This is a genomic window from Azospirillum sp. SYSU D00513, from assembly GCF_017356015.1.
GTDB lineage: Bacteria > Pseudomonadota > Alphaproteobacteria > Azospirillales > Azospirillaceae > Azospirillum.
This window is the reverse complement of sequence record NZ_JAFIQV010000006.1, coordinates 157,906-174,250: the sequence shown is the minus strand read 5'-3', so window position 1 is coordinate 174,250 and position 16,345 is coordinate 157,906. Positions and strand designations below refer to the sequence as shown.

The window sequence follows — 16,345 nt, the reverse complement described above, 5'->3', positions numbered from 1 at the left end:
GATGATGAACCGCCTGCTGCCGCACCCTTCGCTGACCGTCATGATCGTCCTCGTCTGGCTGCTGCTGGCGAACGACTTCTCCATCGGCCATCTTGTGCTTGGCCTCATCATCGGCCTTCTCGTGCCGCGCTTCACCGGGGTGTACTGGCCGGACCGGGGCCGCCTGCGCAACCCGCGGGCGATCCTCGGCTATCTGCTGGTCGTGGCCTGGGACATCTGCGTGTCCAACATCCAGGTCGCCTATCTCGTGCTGTTCCGCCGGGCCGACACGCTGCGTTCGCGCTTCGTCACGGTGCCGCTCGACCTGCGCACGCACGACGCCATCGCGGTGCTGGCCGGCACCATCACCATGACGCCGGGAACGGTCAGCGCCGACACCTCGGCCGATGGGCGCTCGCTGCTGGTCCATTGCCTGGACACCGACGATCCGGACGCCCTGGTGGCACAGATCAAGGACCGGTACGAACGCCGCTTGAAGGAGATCTTCGAATGATCGCCATCGCCTGCGCCGTCGCCTTCGGCGGGATCATGGCCGCCATGCTCCTCAACGTCTTCCGCCTCGTGGCCGGCCCGGACGTGCTGGACCGCGTCCTGGCGCTCGACACGCTGGTGATCAACGCGATCGCGCTGATCGTCGTGGTCGGGATCTGGTACTCCACCGCGATGTATTTCGAGGCGGCGCTGCTGTTCGCCATGGTCGGCTTTCTGTCGACGGCCGCCTTCTGCAAGTTCCTGCTGCGCGGCAACGTGATCGAATAGGAGGGACCATGACCTTCATCGGCGAATTGATCGTGTCGGTCCTGATCCTGACGGGCACCTTCTTCCTGCTCGTCGGGTCCATCGGGCTGGCCAAGCTGCCGGACATCATGCGCCGGCTGCACGGGCCGACGAAGTCCACCACGCTCGGCATCGGCGCGACGCTCATCGGCTCCATGCTGTATTTCGCGTTCATCGGGGGTGGCCTGTCGCTGCACGAGGTCCTGATCACGCTGTTCCTGTTCCTCACGGCACCGGTGTCGGCCTACATGATCGCCAAGGCGCACATCCTGCGCAGCGGGTCGACCCAGGCCAGCCTGCCGGCCACGGGCCGGAAAACCGGCTGGGCGACGTTCCACCGCCCGGTTCCCACCGGCAAGCCGGCTCACCGCGATCCCGGCACGAGCGGCAAAGCGACCTAAAGGGCAGGCAACCGGAAGGATCAGGACGCCGCCCGGAGGCGGCGATCCGGGGACGCGGCAATTTCACACGGCGGCACGCTCCGGCCGCTCGCCGCATCTGCCGTGACCAGCGCCGAAACGGCCAGGCAGTCATGGCGCAGCACGTCGTGGCAGTTGCGGCCGAACCATTCCAGGGAGGCCTCGGCGCCGGGCTCCTCCATCAGTTCCCCGAGGAAGGCCCGGTAATCGACCGCCCCTTCGAACAGGGGGACCATGCCGTCGCGGCGCCCGGCCGCAGCATACACATTGGCCGCCTCGAAGACGCCGAGGTCCGCCCGCGAGCGGATGTTCTTCAGGTGGTAATGGCCGATGCGCGGGAGCAGCGCGCGACGGGCCGCGACGGGATCGTCCCCGGCTTCCCACACGTGCAGCGCGTCGAAATTGACCCGCAGGGCGGGGTGGTCCACCGCCTCGATCAGGGCCAGCGTCGCCTCCAGCCCGTCGGCCAGCGTCTTCGGATGGGTTTCCACCAGGAGGGAGAGGCCCTGGTCCGCCGCCAGCGCGCAGACCAAGCGCAGCCGCTCCGCGATGAGCGCCCGCCGGTCGGCCGGCGTGTCGCGGCTGCCGCTGCCTCCGGCGAAGGTGCGGATCTTGCGGGCGCCCCAGCGCCTCGCCAAGCGGCAGAGCGCTGACGCGTCGGCGAGCAGCGCGTCCGGGTCGCCTTCGAGCGGCAGATAGTCGCTGATCATCGGCACCGACAGCCCGAAGCCGGCCAGCCAGGCGGCGTCGCGTTCGGGCACGCGCGCCGGGTCGCCCGCCATGTTCCGGGCGTGCGCGCCCCAGAGTTCGATGCCCTGGAAGCCGTTCGCGGCCGCCCAGCGCGCCAGATCGTCGAGCGACAGCAAATGATGGCGGAAGGTGATTGTGCATAGAGAGAGCTTCATCAGGCGGCCTCGCTTTCGGAATACTCGAGCGGCAGCCGGTTGGCGGCACACCAGTCGCGGAAGACGGCGCCGAGCGCGGCCTTCAGCTCGAATTCCAGCCGGTCGAGCCGGTCCAGCCGGGCGAAAAGGTCGGGTGCAAGCCCGGTGTCCCCCGTCTGGCTCAGCCGCATTGCCGCGTAATGCAGGGCCTTGAAGCCCTGGAACAGCTCCTCGATGCGGTCGCAATGGGCGAGAAAGCTGGGGTCGGGCAGGCGCAGCGCCCGCCAGAAGAAGGCGAAGCCATGCTCGTAGGCGTATTTGCGGATGGAGAGCACCGGCAGTTCGCGCAGGGCCGTGGCGAGATCCGCCGGCGAGCGCCCGTCCCTTCCCGCGAGATGAGCCGTGAGGATGGCGCGGACCGCGTCGGTGAGCGGGTTGGCGTCGGGACGGAAGCAGGCCTCGAACCAGGCCTTGAGGTCCGCCGCCGCCGGCGTCCGCAGGTCCCGCCGGTCGAAGGCGAAGCCGCCGGCAACGCTCGGCTGAAGGAAGGCGTTGACGATCCGGTCCCGCGCGACCTCCCCCTCCCAGCGGAAATCCGGGTCGGAGACGAAGAAGACCTGCGGGTCGGCGGCGGTCTCCAGCATCAGGTAATGGGGGAAGGGGTTCTGGTTGAACTTGTTCTCCCGCTCCGGCAGGTGAAACAGGTCCACCATCGCCATGACGTTCAGCGTCGGCGGCCGGTTCTCGACGAGGTCCAGCAGGGTGGCCAAATTCTCGGCCTTGCTCTTGGTCCGGTCGTACCATTCCCGCACCTCGGCCCCGTAGAGCCGCCGGTACCAGGCGCGGAAACCGTCATGGCTGACCGAGGGGGCGTGGTAGAGCAGCCCCATGGTGTCGCCGACGGCGAAATCGGCGTCCCAGACGCCGAAATAGAAGGGGCGGTGGTCGATGCCTTCGCGCTTCAGGGCGTCGCACAGGCAGCTGACGACGCAATGGATCTTGATGTCGACATACTCCTCCCCGTGGACGCTGCCCGGCTCCGGCGCGGGGGACGGTGCCACCGCTAGGTCCCCGGTCTCCTCCGAGAACAGGGCGGCGACGTCGGCCACGGTGGACAGATCGCGCGTGGCGATGAGCTGTTCGGGCACGTCCAGCCCGTAGGACAGCTCCAGTTCCAGGAACAGCTCCATCATCAGGACGGAGTCCAGATACAGGTCCTCGTTCAGCCGGGCTGTGGGACCGAAACCATCGAGGTGCTGGTTCTTCAGATGATCCCGCAGGACCGCGTGGATCGCGTCGACGACGCCGTCCCGCGTCATTGCACCGCTCCCGTCACCAGCGCCCCGCCGGCATGAAGCTCGGCGACCCGGCGGCGGCTGATCTTGCCGTTGGCCATGCGCGGCAGGCTGTCCGCCTGGATGATCTCGGCGGGCTGCTGGTGGGCGGCGAGCCGTTCCTGGCACCAGCCGCGGATGGCCGCCGGCGCCAGCGGCCCGCTGGCGGTGAAAGCCAGCGCCACACGCTCGCCCGCGAAGGGATCGCTCTTCCGGAAGGCAACCGCGTCGGTCACGCCCGGCATGGTCATCACCACGTCCTCGACCTCGCCCGGATAGACGTTGATGCCCGAGACGTTGATCGTGTCGTCCAGCCGCGAGACGAAGACCAGCATGCCGTCGGGCTTGCGGTAGCCGAGATCGCGGGTGCGGACCTCGCCCTCCGCCCCGCTGACCACGATTTCGTCCGGCGTGCCGGCATCCGTGCCCGCACGCAACTCGTGGTGCGGCAGCGGATAGCCCAGTTCGTTGGTGGCGGTCATGTCCGGGTTGATGGCGATGCAGCCGGCCTCCGAGCAGCCGTACTGCTGGAACATGTGCCGCGTCCTGGCCCGGATGCGCGCGAACCAGGGTTCGGGCAGCAGCGTGCCGGAGGTCATCGCCGCGTGGATCGTCTCGTCCGCCGGCATCAGCTTCGCCAGCGCGTGCAGGATGACGGGAGAGGAATAGAGCAGCGGCCGCTCGACCTCGCGCAGGGTCTTCAGCACGTGTTTCGGGTTCCCGGTGTCCAGCACGACCGGGACCGCCCCCCGCCTCAAGCCCACCAGCAGCCCGCAGATCAGCCCGTAGGAATGGGTCGTCGGGCAGGCGATCACCGGGGTCATGCCCTCGGGCTCGCGGAAGAAGCCGACGTAGCTCTCGATTTCCCGGTCGATGGCGCTCCAGTCCCGGGCGATGCATTTCGGCGCGCCGGTGGTGCCCGAGCTCATCTGGAGGAGACGGCCCGGCCCGGCCACCGCCTCGGGATCTCCGTCCTCCGGCACCAGCTCCTCGGGTGTGAGGCTGTTGTAGAAGAGGTAGTTGCAGCCGGCGTCCCGCGCCATGCGCCGCGCCGCCGGCAGGGGCGTGCTGGGATGGAGCGGCAGCAGGCTGCCGCCCGCCGCCCGGACGGCGAAGAAAAGGCCCAGCCAGTCGATGGTCGCCGAAAAGCAGGCCGCGACGCGGGCACCGGGCCGCCTCATGAGCTGCGCCTGTTCCGCGCTGCGCGCCGTCAATGCCTCGATATCGGCCCGTGCGTAATGCCGGTCGTCGATCCGGATCATGGTGTGCCTCTTTTGAAGCCGGAAGATCGTGAAAGCGGAAGATCGTGAAAGCGGAAGAAAAGGGTGAGCCCGGCCCGTCAGGCCGGAAACTCCGCGAAGACGTTCGGTATGGAGTGGTGAAGCTCGGTCCGGGCGTTCAGCAGCTTCTCCGTCAGGAGCGATTCGGCCAGCAGGCGCTCCGCCCGGTGCCCGACCAGCGCCTGGCGCTCGGCCAGCCCGTGACGCCGGGCGTACCGCTCCAGGCAGCGGTGCACCTTCTCCCAGAACGTGCGTTCCGGAAGCCCGTAGCGATGCTCGATGAGATGCGAGAGGTCGGTCATGTTGTAGACGAACAGCGTGTCCATGACCAATTCGCGCAGGGCGTCCACCGTGTCCGCCCAGTAATACTGGTTGGGAAGCCCGTCGCGGTACTCATCGTCCATGTCGCGGAACGGGGGAACGGCGGTGGGATCGCGCAGGAAGCCGGGCTCGTATTCGACGCTGTCATGGAAGTCGCGCAGGATGAGCCGCGCCGGCCAGCCGTCGCGGTGGACCAGGACCATGTTCTGCCCATGCGCCTCCACGGCGACGCCGTGGCACACCAGCAGATGCCAAACCGGCAGGACGGCCACCTCGATCAGCCGGTCGAGCCAGGCGTCCAGCCCGAAGCGCTCCACCCAGCCCGCGATGAAGGCGTCGCCGTCCGGCTCGGTGACCGCCAGCAGGTTGAAGGGCACGGCACCCTCGCCCTCGCGCAGCGCCGCGGTCACGCTCCGCCGCCACAACACGGCCATCTGGCCGGCGAGCGGCCCGTCGCGGTCGGCGATGATGCCCGCATATTCCGGCAGCAGCGTCAGCGGATAGCGGTGTTCGAAGTCGGCGTCGGCGGCGACGATCCCGGTCAGCCAGTGCGAGATGACCGGGGCCGTACAGACCGAATGGGGCACGATGATCCGGCGCGAGGCGGTGTTGACGATGTTCATCGCCAGCTTCACGTCGGCCTTGCGCGGATCGTCGGCGTTCATGACGGTCCGCAGGGACTGGCTGGCGCGGTAGCGGTCGCCGAGCGGCCCCAGCGCATGCGCGCGCCCGTCGGCCAGCCAGCCCGCCAGCCCGCCCTGCCGCAGGTCTTCCCATTGCCAGGGATGGAGCGGCAGGAGGCCGAACGCCTCCGCGTCCAGCCCGAGCATGGCGCGGCGCTCCTCGATCTCCTGCCAGACCGCCTCGCCCAGCTCCGCCCGCCAGAAGCGGGATTCGTCGCCGGGAAGCGCCTGGCGCAGATGGGCGCGGGCGACGAGCAGCCAGACGAGCTGGAATTCCTGCCCCGCTTCCGGCCCGAAGGCGGCGTGGTCGTCCTCGCTGAAGCCGAGCCGCGCCTTGAAGCAGGGATGATAGGGGTGTCCCTCTTCCAGCGCCCCCTCCAGCTCGGCGTAGCCACGGCTCTCGCCGACGAGCCCACGACGCATCCGCAAGGGCAGGTTGGCGTCGTTCCAGCGGCATAGCGCCACCGTGCGGTCGAGTTCGGCCAGCAGAGCCGCCTTGTGCGCCTCCGGCACCGGCAGCCCTTCGAGGAGCGCGCGGTGATCCGCCGCCTCCCAGAGCCCGAGCCCGGAGCGCGTCTCGACCGAGCCGGGCAGGATCCGCAGCCGCCCGAAGGGTCCCTGACGGCCCCGGCAGCGGAAATCCCGCCGTCCCACGACCCAATGGAACAGCAGGGCGTCTCCCTCGCCCGTGATCCGGGCCGTCACCAGCTCCTCGAACAGGAGGGCGGCCGCGAGCTGCCGCGCCACCCGCTCGTCCGGGCGGCCGGGCAGATCAAGAGGGAAAGGCATGGAAGCCTCCTTCGGGGCGCAGGCCGGGGCGGCGGGCGGCGGACGGCCTCGTGGGCGCAGCTGGGGATACACCGGCGGCACGGTTTGCGAGATCGCTCGGGATGTGGCCCGCCTGGCGGTGGAGCGGGTTCGGCAGGGCCGCGTAGAGCGCGCCCTCGTTCGGCGTTTCCAGTTCGTCGATGTCGAGCAGGCGGGTGGTCAGGTTGAACTTCGCCCCGATGGTCGGGCTGTCCAGCAGCCCCTCGACAAAGGACCGCCCCGCCCTGCGCAGCGACGGGGCGAGGGACTCCAGCCGCCCGCGCAGCATCGCCAGCAGATCCTCCTCGCCCACCAGCCCGTCCTTTCCCAGCCGGGAGATGACGGAAAAGACCTGGTTCACGATGAGGTAGTAGGAGACGCGCCGGTTGATCTCCTCTTCGCCGTACCAGAGCGAGCGCATGTTGTCGGCCTCGGGCACATGCCGGCGGAGGCTGTCGCGGTAGCCGTCGCAGAGATAGAATCCCTGGTTGTCGCGGTAGTGGAAGCGGCTCGGCACGTCCTGGCCGATGTCGAGCAGCCCGTTCTGCTGATGGGCCTCCAGGGCGATGCCATGCTCGTCGTAGAGGCTCAGCACGGGGTCCAGCGCGCAGGCCAGATAACGCCCGAACCAATGGCGGGACGCCTCCGCCAGCGTGATGCCGCGCGACGTCGCGAGGCGCCGGACCAGCCGCTCCAGCCGGGAGGGCCGGTCCGGCAGCGGATCGGCGGTCAGCGCCGCGATGGTGACGACCCCGCGGCGCCGCCCGCCCACGAACGGGTTCTCGCGCAGGATGACCTCGAAGCCGCTTTCCGCCCGGCCGGGCAGATCGAGCGTGATGTAGGCCGGGTCGAGCAGGAAGCGCAGCCGCGCGCCCAGCGACGGCCCGATCGCCCCGATCAGCTTCGCCATGAGGACGCCGGCCTCCAGCTCGTGCCGGCGGTTGAGCCGCACGGAGTTGGTGATGCGGACGGGCAGCGAGAATTTCAGCATCCACGGGCTGTCGGGGCTGTAGACCGTGCGCACGGAGGAGGTGGCGGTGAAGTCCGGCCCGGCCGGCCCCAGGTCGCGCAGCGTGCCCTCCTCCACCATATCCCGGACCTCGGGGTCGAGCAGCAGCGCCTCCGCCTGGAGCGGGTGCATGGGGATGAGCTGCTCGCCCTCGGCGAGCGGAAGCCGCGCGCCATCAGTGCCCAGCATCGCCGATATCATCTCCGGCGCGCCCTGCCGGAAGGCGGAACGGTGGCTCACGCGGGACGAGACGGCGGCGAAGAAGCGCAGGCGGAAGCGGCCGTGCAACTCCGGCGCGTAGCTCGGCTGCTGCCAGTGGCTCATGCCCTGAACGCTCTTCGGCGTCGGGTGCAGCCAGTGCCCGAAGACGAGCGACTGTTCGGCGGCGATGAAATCGTCTCCGTCCGTGCTTTCCATCCGCTGCGCATCGATGTAACGCTCGACCGACTGGTAGCTTTGCAGCACGCGGAGCAGCAGTTCGAGTTCGCTCCCCCGCAAATCATGTCCCCTGGCGCCGAAACGGGCGTAGCTCTCGCGGGACAGGCAGTAGAGGGCGGAGAAGGGCTCCGCCGGCTGCCAGGCGCCTTCCGTCCCGGTCCGCATCCAGAGACGGCCGAACCCGACCGGGCCGCACAGGGAGCGCGCGGCGATCTCCGCGCGCAGGGCCGCCCCCTGCGACGGGAGCGCCCATTCGATGCAGTCGGGGCCGGCCGGCGAACCGCCCGGCTCCGAGGCCTCCTCCGTGGCGGCGCCGATGGCGGTCCCATCGGCGCCGTCGTGCCGGACCAGCCTGCCCGCGTCGATCTCGCGGCGGTAGCAGTTGGCGAAGCTCTGGAAGGTGACCTGTTCGGCGATCTGCTGGGAGGATCGCGGCTGGCGGGAACTCATGGTGGCCATCCTGGCGACGGGTCGCGAATTGGCTGCGGGCGCGGGGGCTGCGGGCGCCGGTTCTCGGCGGGCCGGCGCTTCAGGCAGACCAGTCGAGCCGGCGCTCGCCCTCGCGGAAGGCGAAGCGCAGAAGATGGCTCTCGATCACGGCCTTCGTCTCCGCGAGCCCCTCGGCCGTCGGCGCGCTCACGCGGATGCGCAGGCCGCCCGCTTCCGCCCGCAGGGCCGCCGTGCCGCAGGAGAAGCGGCATTCGCCGCCTTCCTCGGAAGGGACGACCTCGATCTTGTGGGCGAAATGCTTGCAGAGCTGGCCGGCGTAGCGTTGGCCGTGCTCGGTTTCGAACAGGGTGGCGGTTTCGAGCATGGGTCTTGTCCCTTGTCGGAATGCGGGGAAAGGAGGAGCGGCGGGACGCCGCCCCCCCTTCACCGCCCTCGGCCGGTCAGAAGCGGGCCGAAGCGGTGAGCATGAAGGTCCGGCCGGGCTGGTAGAGCGGCGTGACCGTGCCGAACTCCTGGCCATAGGTGGCCCGGTCGGCGTAGGTGGCATCGAAGAGGTTGCGGACGTCCGCGCGCAGGGTGAGGGCGGACAGGTCCGGCAGCCGCACCTCCGCGAAGAGGTTGACCGTCTCGTAGCCTTCCAGCGGGAGGTTGCCCGGCTGGACGTCCTCATAGTCGAGCACGAACTCCGCGTCGGCGCCGACGGTCACGTTCCAGGCGCGGAAGGTGTGGGCGCCGCCGACCGTGATGATCTGCCCCATGGGGGTGGCGAGATAGGTGCCGGTGTCGGAGTCGGCGGGCAGCCCGTCGATGGTGACGTCGATGTCCGCGTACTTCACGCGCACGAACCCGTCGGCCCAGCCATAGCCGAAGCCGACCTCGTAACCCTCCGACCGCACGTCGCGGGCGAGGTTGGCGCTCGCCACCGCGAAGCGCGCGGCACGCGCGTCGTCGAGCTTCGTCCGGAACACCCGGCCCTCGGCGGTGAAGCCGTCGTAATGGGCCTCAAGCCCGGCGGTCCAGTTGTCCGCCGTCACCGGCTCCGGCCCGTTCCCGTAGTTCCAGTCCGTGTTCATGATGAAGTTCTCGGCCAGCGGGATGCCCGCCCAGCTGTGGGAATAGCCCGCCTTTGCCGTCAGAAAGCGCGGGATGATGTCCAGCTCGGCCGAGATGTTGTGGCTGAGGCCGCTGTTGGTCCAGTCCTCGCCGGTCGTGCCCTCGAAGGTCTGGCGGTCGCCGCGCAGGCCGAAGGAGAGGCGCAGCCGCTCCCAGGGCTCAAGCCGCGCCTGGGCGTAGAGGCCGTTGTTGCGGGCCTTCTCGCCGGCGGCGAAGGTCTCGTCCTCGTAGCTGGCCTCGTCGCGGTAGAAGTCCGTGCCGACCGTGACCGTCCCGAGCCCGAAGGAGAAGCGGTTCTCGAGCTTGCCGTTGAAGGACGCGGTTTCGCCCTCGCCCGGAAAGCTGGTGGCCACGGTGCTGGGCGGGCGGGGGCGCACGAAGATCGGCGTCTCCACCTCGGTCCGCCCGTAGGCGAGGACGAACTTCGGGTCCCACAGCTCGGTCGGGCGCGTGTGGCTGTAGGACAGCACCGTGTTCTGCCGGTCGAGGCTGTAGTCGCGCACCACCGGTTCCCAGGCCGGACGTCCTGTGATGAAGCCGGTGTTCGCGCGGAAGGGCCGCGGCGCCTCGTCGTGGATGCGCTCATGGCTGACTTGGAGGCGGTGACCGGACTCGGTCTCGTAGGCGCCCTTGACGAGGCCGCTCAGCAGGTCCGTCTCGGTGCCCTCCACCCGGTCGCCGTTGCCGGCCTTGAACTTGCGGCCCGTGCCGTAATTGATGTAGCCGAGCCCCTCGAAGCCCTGGGAGCGGCCATAGCCGGCGAGGCTGGTGGTCACGCCCGGCCCGTTCGAACTCAGCACGGACTTCACGAAGGCCCCCACCCCGTCACCGTCGAGCAGGTCGCGCGCGTCCTTGGTCTCGTAGGCGATGGAGCCGGCCAGCGCACCCGGCCCGGCATCCGCCGGCGCCACGCCGGCATCGACCCGCACGGCCTTCAGGAAGACCGGGTCGATGAGGGTCGTGCCGTTGTGGTGGAAGATCTTGTTGTTCTGCCGGCTGCCGTCGATGGTGACGTTGAGGTTGGTTTCCTCCACGCCGTTCACGTAGACCTTCTGCGACATCGGCACGGAGCTGCCGACCCGGATCCCCGGCTCGCCGGCGAAGACCTCGCGGATGCTCGTGGGGTTCTTCCGGTCCAGGTCCTCCTGCGTGATCTCGGTGTGGCCGATGCCGTTCCAGGAGGCGCCGGTCACCGTGATCGCGCCCAGCACCATGGCGTCTCCGGCGTCACCCACGGCCACCGGCGCCGCACCGGTATCGGTGCCAGTCGGGGCCGCGGCGAGGGTCGCGGCGGCCGGGCCGGTCATGCGGACCGTCACGCCGGTGCCGGCCAGCAGGCCCTGCAGCGCCTGGTCCGGCGTCATGTTGCCCGCGACCGGCTGCGAGGTCCGGCCCGCCGCCAGCCCGCTGGAATAGACGAGCTGCCAGCCGGTCCGGCGGGTGAAGGCGTCGAGCGCGGCCGGAAGCGGCTGGGCGGGGATCGCGAAATCCATTTGCCGGGCGGCGTCCGCCTGCGCCGTCTGCTGCGCCAGGACAGGCAGCGGGATCGCCAATGCGCAGCCGAGGGCCGTCGAGGCCGTCAATGTCCAAACCAACCGCCGGTTCACGGACTTCCCCTTCCGCGCCCCAACCCCCGGCGTCACCCCCCTACGGCCAAGCATCCCCTGCGACTCCCCTCATGTGTGGCGTTCCGGGGGATCAGAGCCGACGGCTGAAGCTTCCCCCTTCTCGCCTGACGTTCGGGGCAGGGCGACCTTACAAAAAAATCCTGGGCCAAAAAATTCTCGGGCCAAAAAGTCGCAGGGCAGAAAAGTCTGAGGGTGGGATGGTTTCAGCCGATGACGATCACGCCCGCCGGCAGCACGGCCATCCGCGCGCCCGCGATCTCGGCGAGCGAGCGGAGCGCCCCGACGGGATCGTCCAGCCGGAAGTTGCCGCTGACGCGCTCCTCGCCGATCCGCCGGCCGAGCAGCAGGATCGTCCCGTCGTGATAGCGCCGCAGAGTTTCGACCACGGTCCCCAGCGGCTGGTCGTGGAAGATGAAGCGCCCCTCGCGCCAGGCCAGCGCCGAGGCGGAATCGACGCGGACCGCCACCGACAGGCCGTCGTCCGTCGCCGTCACCCGTTCGCCCGGCGCCAGCGCCAGGGACTGGTCCGGTTGTGCCGAACCGGTGACGGACACCCGGCCGCGCTCCAGCACGACCGCGTCCTCCCGCTCGCCGGAGCGCACCGCGAAGGCGGTTCCCGTGACCTGCACGGTGCTGTGGGCGGCGACGACGCGGAAAGGATGCGCCGCGTCGGGTACGACCTCGAAGAACCCCTCCCCCCGCAGCAGCCGGACAAGCCGCCGCCCCTCCGCGAAGTCCAGCGCCACGGCCGATCCGCCGCCGAGCAGCAGCCGCGATCCGTCGGGCAGCGGAAACTCCCGCCGCTCCCCCGCTGCCGTCCAATGGTCGGCGGCCCAGCGGAGCGCGGCCGCTGGATAGAGATGGAGGCCGGCCGCGACCAGCGCGGCGGAGGCGGCCACCCACGCCACCCACCGCCGCCGCCGGGGCGCCCGGCGCGGCTTGGGCAGGCTTACCGGCGGGGGCAGAGGCGCAGGCGCGGGAGCAGGTGGCCGCACTGCGGGGGCGGACGGGCTGGCGAGCGTGGCGGCCCGCAGCTCCGGCATGCCGGCGATCTCCGCCAGCCGGTCGAAGGCGGCGGCGCGGCGCGGGTCGCTCCGCCGCCAGTCCTGGAAGGCCGCGAGCGTTCCGGCATCGGGCACGCCGTCCTGGAGCGCGGCGAACCAGGTCAGCGCCTCGTCGGTGACCGGGTCGGGGTGCCGGTACCCTCCGGACGGATCGGGGCCGTCGACTTTGTCCTGCTCCACTCGGGTCATCCGCGCTCTTCGTGTTCGGGCTTCCTATAGCTTAGACGTTCAACCGCGCGGACGACACAATATGGACGGCGCGGCAGGGCGGAGGGCCGAAAAAGGCGATTCCGTACCGCCCCGTGAAAATGAGAATAATTATCAGTTGCGGAGATTGGGCCAATCTGGCAAGCCTTCGGTCGTGACGGTGCGGTCGCCGGTGTCGGGAAAGCCGGCTTCGGAAGGGCCACAGGCGCCTTCACCCGGGGAACGACAAGCCCGCACAGCGACGATAGGCTGACCATGCCCGCACGCCTGAACGCCATCTATCTCGATCACCGCCATTCGCTCCTGGGGCGGGCGCTGCGGATCGTGCGCGACCCGCAGACGGCCGAGGATCTCCTCCAGGAAAGCTGGCTGCGCGCCCACAACGCGGCGGAAAAGGGACCGATCGACAACATCGGCGCCTTCCTGCACCGCACGGTCCGGAACCTGGCGCTCGACCACATCCGGCGGCGCAAGACGCAGGAGCGCTTCGAGGTCCGGCCGGCCGAGGATCTGGACAGGCTGGAGATCCCGTCGGCGGACCCGTCGGCGGAGGAGCACCTCCTCCAGCGCGAGCGGCTGAACCGCTTCAAGGGCGCGCTGGACGCGCTGCCGGAACGGGCGCGCCGCGTCTGGATCCTCAACCGGGTGGAGGGCTGGTCCTATCCCCGGATCGCCGAGCATCTCGGCGTCTCGCAGGGGACGGTCTTCAACGACATGAAGCTCGCGATGGGGCACTTCGCCGACGCGCTGTCGCGCGCGGAACGGAACTGAGCCCGCCCAGGGCTCAGGCCTTTTCCATCTCGCCGTCCATTCCACCGTCCGTTCCGCCTTCCGCCGGGACGGAGAAGTAGAGCGGGTTCGCCTGGTGCGCGTTTGCGATGGCGACCTGAAGGTTGTCGAGATGCGCCGCCAGCGCGCGGACCGCGCCCGCCGGATCATGGGCCGCGACGGCCTCCACGACGGCGGTGTGCTCAGCGATCACCTGCGCCATGCGGCCCCGCACCGGCAAGGTCAGCCGGCGGTAGCGGTCCACCTGCACCTTGACCTGCTGGGTGAGCGTCCAGAAACCGGGATAGCCCGCCGTCTCGGCGATCAGGGCGTGGAAGGCCTCGTCCGCCTGGTGGAAGCCCTCCTGGTCGCCCGCCGCTTCCATTTCACGCGCCAGCTCCAGGTTGGCGCGCAGCCGGGCGACCTGGCTGGCCGTCGCCCGTTCGGCGGCGTAGCGCACCGCGGCCTCCTCCAGCGCGCGGCGGATGGCGATGTCCTCCGGCAAGGAGGCGAGCGGGATGCGGGCGACGAAGGTGCCGGACTGCGGGAAGATCTCGATCAGCCCTTCATCGGCCAGCCGCAGCACGGCCTCGCGCACGGGCGTGCGGCTGACGCCGAAGGCCTCGGCGATCTGCTTTTCCGAGATCGGCTCACCCGGCTTGCGGGCCAGCGACACGATCTCGGCGCGCAGTTCGCGGTGGATGGTGGCGGCGACGGTGGTGCCCCGCCGCGCGGCACCCGGCCCCGCAGCCCGTACCGAATTGCTCAAACGCCCACTCCACCCAGGCAGGAACGACCTTTCCGCGACTATAGCGGCGCCCTTCGGCGGCGGTCAAACGCGTGGCCAGGCGAAGGGGTGCGCCGCAGGGCCGGTCTTCGGCGTTTTTCCGCGACGTGGCGCTGTCGCCGGACGGACTGATATATTAGCCTTGCGGGACCGAAGCAGCGGCGGCCCGCGTCACATGGCCGTCCGAAGGAGAGGACGCCCATCATGGAACGCAAGCGCATCGCGCTGGTCGCGCACGACGCCCGCAAGAAGGACCTGATCGCCTGGCTCGGCGCCAACATCGGCACGCTCGACGGCCACGCCTTCTGGACCACCGGCACCACTGGCAAGCTGGTCCGCGAGGCGCACCCGGAGCTGGAAGTGACGCTGCTGAAGAGCGGTCCTCTGGGCGGCGACCAGCAGATCGGCGCCATGATCGCGGAGGCGCGCATCGACATGCTGGTCTTCTTCGTCGATCCCATGACCGCCCAGCCGCACGACGTGGACGTGAAGGCGCTGACCCGGCTGGCGACGCTCTACAACATCCCGCTCGCCTGCAACGAGGCGACCGCCGACATGATCATCTCCTCCCCGCTCTTCTCCAGCGGCTACCGGCCCCGGCCGGCCGACTTCCAAGGCTACGAGGGCCGCCGGGTCTGAGGCCCGGCGGGCGGGATCGCGGGCGCCTATGCCCCGACCTGATCGATGGCGGTAGGCGTCGGAAGACGCTTGCATCGCGAACTGATATATTAATATGTTGTGCCACGCCCAGGGTCGGCGTGGTCGCGCGGGGGCTGTTCGCACAGTCCGGCATCCGGCGCCCGCTCCCCTCACACCGGGGCCCTGTTCTCTGTCCAGCGGCCCCTTCTCTCAGCGGAGAGTTTCGATGCTCCACCCCGACCGCCTTTTCCCGAGCGACCCGACCCAGCGCGACATCGCGCGCCGGCTCTACGCGGAGGTGGGCAACCTGCCCATCGTCAGCCCGCACGGCCACACCGACCCGTCCTGGTTCGCGAAGAACGAGGCCTTCCCCGACCCGGCCACCCTGTTCGTCGTGCCCGACCACTACGCCTTCCGCATGCTCTACAGCCAGGGCGTGCCGCTGGAGAGCCTGGGCGTGCCGCGCCGCGACGGCGGCCCGGTCGAGACCGACAGCCGCAAGATCTGGCGCCTGCTGGCCCAGAACTGGCACCTGTTCCGCGGCACGCCGACGCGCATGTGGCTGGACCACGCCTTCGAGACCCTCTTCGGCGTCACCGAGCGGCTGAGCGCCGAGAGCGCCGACCGCATCTACGACCAGATCGACGCCGCCCTGAAGACGCCGGAGTTCCGCCCGCGCGCCCTGTTCGAGCGCTTCAACATCGAGGTCATCGCGACCACCGAATCGCCGCTCGACCCGCTGGACCACCACCGCGCCATCCGCGAGAGCGGCTGGAAGGGCCGCGTCGTCACCGCCTTCCGCCCGGACCCGGTCGTCGATCCGGAGTTCGAGGGCTTCCAGGCCAACGTCGAGGCGCTGGGCGCCATGACCGGCGAGAACACCGGCAACTGGGCCGGCTACCTCGCCGCCCTGGCGAACCGCCGCCAGTACTTCAAGGAATTCGGCGCCACCTCGACCGACCACGGCCACCCGACCGCCGCCACGGCGGACCTGTCGCGCGCCGACGCCGAGCGGCTGTTCGACAAGGCCCTGCGCGGCACCGTCACGCCCGAGGAGGCCGAGCTGTTCCGTGGCCAGATGCTGACGGAAATGGCGAAGATGAGCCTCGAAGACGGGCTCGTCATGCAGATCCACCCGGGCTCCTTCCGCAACCACAACCCCGGCGTCTTCGAGCGGTTCGGCCGCGACAAGGGCGCCGACATGCCGACGCGCACCGACTATGTGCGGGCGTTGAAGCCGCTGCTGGACCGGGTCGGCAACGAGCGCGACCTGACCATCATCCTCTTCACGCTGGACGAGACCAGCTACGCCCGCGAGCTGGCGCCGCTGGCCGGCCATTACCCGGCGCTGCGCATCGGGCCGGCCTGGTGGTTCTTCGACAGCCCCGAGGGCATGATGCGCTACCGGGAGACGGTCACGGAGACGGCCGGCTTCTACAACACGGTCGGCTTCAACGACGACACGCGCGCCTTCTGCTCCATCCCCGCGCGCCACGACGTGGCGCGGCGCGTGGACTGCGCCTATCTCGCCCGGCTGGTCGCCGAGCACCGTCTGGAAGAGGACGAGGCGCGCGAACTGGCCGTGGACCTCGCCTACCGCCTCGCCAAGAACGCCTACAAGCTCTGACGGCGTCCCGAGGACAGCAAGGACGGCGGGACCCTGCCCCGCCGTCCCCCGGACCAAACACGGTTTGGCCGCAGGACCGTTGAATGGAGGCCGGCGGGCTGCTACGCCGT

The 16,345-nt window shown here is 70.0% G+C and carries 15 protein-coding genes; 6 read left to right on the top strand and 9 right to left on the bottom strand.

Going from position 1 to position 16,345, the window contains the following annotated elements; genetic code table 11:
• The first annotated feature begins 1 nt into the window (after position 1).
• The 3 genes from JUB11_RS06905 to JUB11_RS06895 are packed head-to-tail and all read left to right on the top strand — an operon-like array spanning position 2 to position 1,178.
• Positions 2-493 (top strand): Na+/H+ antiporter subunit E, encoded by a 492-nt coding sequence (locus tag JUB11_RS06905; protein WP_207457632.1) that lies wholly within the window; start codon positions 2-4, stop codon positions 491-493.
• Positions 490-759 carry a K+/H+ antiporter subunit F gene (locus tag JUB11_RS06900; protein WP_207457630.1) on the top strand — a complete coding sequence of 90 codons (270 nt, stop codon included), beginning with the start codon at positions 490-492 and terminating at the stop codon, positions 757-759. The genes JUB11_RS06905 and JUB11_RS06900 overlap by 4 nt, the downstream gene beginning before the upstream one ends.
• Before the next feature lie 8 nt (positions 760-767).
• Complete coding sequence (locus JUB11_RS06895; protein ID WP_207457628.1) at positions 768-1,178, top strand: Na+/H+ antiporter subunit G; 411 nt, start codon at positions 768-770, stop codon at positions 1,176-1,178.
• Positions 1,179-1,198: 20 nt separating this feature from the next.
• Here JUB11_RS06895 and JUB11_RS06890 read toward each other — a convergent pair whose 3' ends face one another.
• The 8 genes from JUB11_RS06890 to JUB11_RS06855 form a co-directional block, all read right to left on the bottom strand.
• On the bottom strand, positions 1,199-2,101 hold the full coding sequence (locus JUB11_RS06890; protein WP_207457626.1) for a sugar phosphate isomerase/epimerase family protein: 903 nt from the start codon (positions 2,099-2,101) through the stop codon (positions 1,199-1,201).
• A complete protein-coding gene (locus tag JUB11_RS06885; protein ID WP_207457623.1) occupies positions 2,101-3,399 on the bottom strand; it encodes a DUF6005 family protein in 1,299 nt (432 codons plus the stop codon). Before JUB11_RS06885 ends, JUB11_RS06890 begins: the two co-directional genes overlap by 1 nt.
• Positions 3,396-4,676 (bottom strand): AMP-binding protein, encoded by a 1,281-nt coding sequence (locus JUB11_RS06880; RefSeq protein ID WP_207457621.1) that lies wholly within the window; start codon positions 4,674-4,676, stop codon positions 3,396-3,398. Before JUB11_RS06880 ends, JUB11_RS06885 begins: the two co-directional genes overlap by 4 nt.
• 77 nt (positions 4,677-4,753) lie before the next feature.
• Complete coding sequence (locus JUB11_RS06875; protein ID WP_211112448.1) at positions 4,754-6,487, bottom strand: IucA/IucC family protein; 1,734 nt, start codon at positions 6,485-6,487, stop codon at positions 4,754-4,756.
• Positions 6,471-8,402 (bottom strand): IucA/IucC family protein, encoded by a 1,932-nt coding sequence (locus JUB11_RS06870; protein ID WP_207457619.1) that lies wholly within the window; start codon positions 8,400-8,402, stop codon positions 6,471-6,473. The genes JUB11_RS06875 and JUB11_RS06870 overlap by 17 nt, the downstream gene beginning before the upstream one ends.
• Positions 8,403-8,481: 79 nt before the next feature.
• On the bottom strand, positions 8,482-8,766 hold the full coding sequence (locus JUB11_RS06865) for a DUF2218 domain-containing protein (protein ID WP_207457617.1): 285 nt from the start codon (positions 8,764-8,766) through the stop codon (positions 8,482-8,484).
• 76 nt (positions 8,767-8,842) lie between these two features.
• A complete protein-coding gene (locus JUB11_RS06860) occupies positions 8,843-11,122 on the bottom strand; it encodes a TonB-dependent receptor (protein ID WP_348771375.1) in 2,280 nt (759 codons plus the stop codon).
• Between the two features lie 224 nt (positions 11,123-11,346).
• Entirely contained in the window at positions 11,347-12,396 is a 1,050-nt protein-coding gene (locus JUB11_RS06855; protein ID WP_207457612.1) for a FecR domain-containing protein, read from the bottom strand.
• A 273-nt stretch (positions 12,397-12,669) separates the two neighbouring features.
• Between JUB11_RS06855 and JUB11_RS06850 the strand changes: the two genes are divergently transcribed.
• Positions 12,670-13,185, top strand: a complete 516-nt coding sequence (locus JUB11_RS06850; RefSeq protein ID WP_207457610.1) for a sigma-70 family RNA polymerase sigma factor — start codon at positions 12,670-12,672, stop codon at positions 13,183-13,185.
• A 13-nt stretch (positions 13,186-13,198) separates the two neighbouring features.
• Here the strand turns inward: JUB11_RS06850 and JUB11_RS06845 are convergent, their stop codons facing one another.
• Entirely contained in the window at positions 13,199-13,951 is a 753-nt protein-coding gene (locus JUB11_RS06845; protein ID WP_247886897.1) for a GntR family transcriptional regulator, read from the bottom strand.
• Positions 13,952-14,173: 222 nt separating this feature from the next.
• Here JUB11_RS06845 and JUB11_RS06840 point away from each other — a divergent pair, with 222 nt between their 5' ends.
• Both JUB11_RS06840 and uxaC read left to right on the top strand, forming a co-directional pair.
• Positions 14,174-14,608, top strand: coding sequence for a methylglyoxal synthase (locus JUB11_RS06840; protein ID WP_207457608.1), 435 nt, complete (start codon positions 14,174-14,176; stop codon positions 14,606-14,608).
• 226 nt (positions 14,609-14,834) lie between these two features.
• On the top strand, positions 14,835-16,235 hold the full coding sequence (gene uxaC, locus JUB11_RS06835; RefSeq protein WP_207457606.1) for a glucuronate isomerase: 1,401 nt from the start codon (positions 14,835-14,837) through the stop codon (positions 16,233-16,235).
• Positions 16,236-16,345 lie beyond the last annotated feature (110 nt).

What these genes read in the sequence shown, in the direction of transcription:
- JUB11_RS06905 (WP_207457632.1), top strand. Translation starts at nt 2, where the DNA reads ATGATGAACCGCCTGCTGCCGCACCCTTCGCTGACCGTCATGATCGTC.
- JUB11_RS06900 (WP_207457630.1), top strand. Translation starts at nt 490, where the DNA reads ATGATCGCCATCGCCTGCGCCGTCGCCTTCGGCGGGATCATGGCCGCC.
- JUB11_RS06895 (WP_207457628.1), top strand. Translation starts at nt 768, where the DNA reads ATGACCTTCATCGGCGAATTGATCGTGTCGGTCCTGATCCTGACGGGC.
- JUB11_RS06890 (WP_207457626.1), bottom strand. Translation starts at nt 2,101, where the DNA reads ATGAAGCTCTCTCTATGCACAATCACCTTCCGCCATCATTTGCTGTCG.
- JUB11_RS06885 (WP_207457623.1), bottom strand. Translation starts at nt 3,399, where the DNA reads ATGACGCGGGACGGCGTCGTCGACGCGATCCACGCGGTCCTGCGGGAT.
- JUB11_RS06880 (WP_207457621.1), bottom strand. Translation starts at nt 4,676, where the DNA reads ATGATCCGGATCGACGACCGGCATTACGCACGGGCCGATATCGAGGCA.
- JUB11_RS06875 (WP_211112448.1), bottom strand. Translation starts at nt 6,487, where the DNA reads ATGCCTTTCCCTCTTGATCTGCCCGGCCGCCCGGACGAGCGGGTGGCG.
- JUB11_RS06870 (WP_207457619.1), bottom strand. Translation starts at nt 8,402, where the DNA reads ATGAGTTCCCGCCAGCCGCGATCCTCCCAGCAGATCGCCGAACAGGTC.
- JUB11_RS06865 (WP_207457617.1), bottom strand. Translation starts at nt 8,766, where the DNA reads ATGCTCGAAACCGCCACCCTGTTCGAAACCGAGCACGGCCAACGCTAC.
- JUB11_RS06855 (WP_207457612.1), bottom strand. Translation starts at nt 12,396, where the DNA reads ATGACCCGAGTGGAGCAGGACAAAGTCGACGGCCCCGATCCGTCCGGA.
- JUB11_RS06850 (WP_207457610.1), top strand. Translation starts at nt 12,670, where the DNA reads ATGCCCGCACGCCTGAACGCCATCTATCTCGATCACCGCCATTCGCTC.
- JUB11_RS06840 (WP_207457608.1), top strand. Translation starts at nt 14,174, where the DNA reads ATGGAACGCAAGCGCATCGCGCTGGTCGCGCACGACGCCCGCAAGAAG.
- uxaC (WP_207457606.1), top strand. Translation starts at nt 14,835, where the DNA reads ATGCTCCACCCCGACCGCCTTTTCCCGAGCGACCCGACCCAGCGCGAC.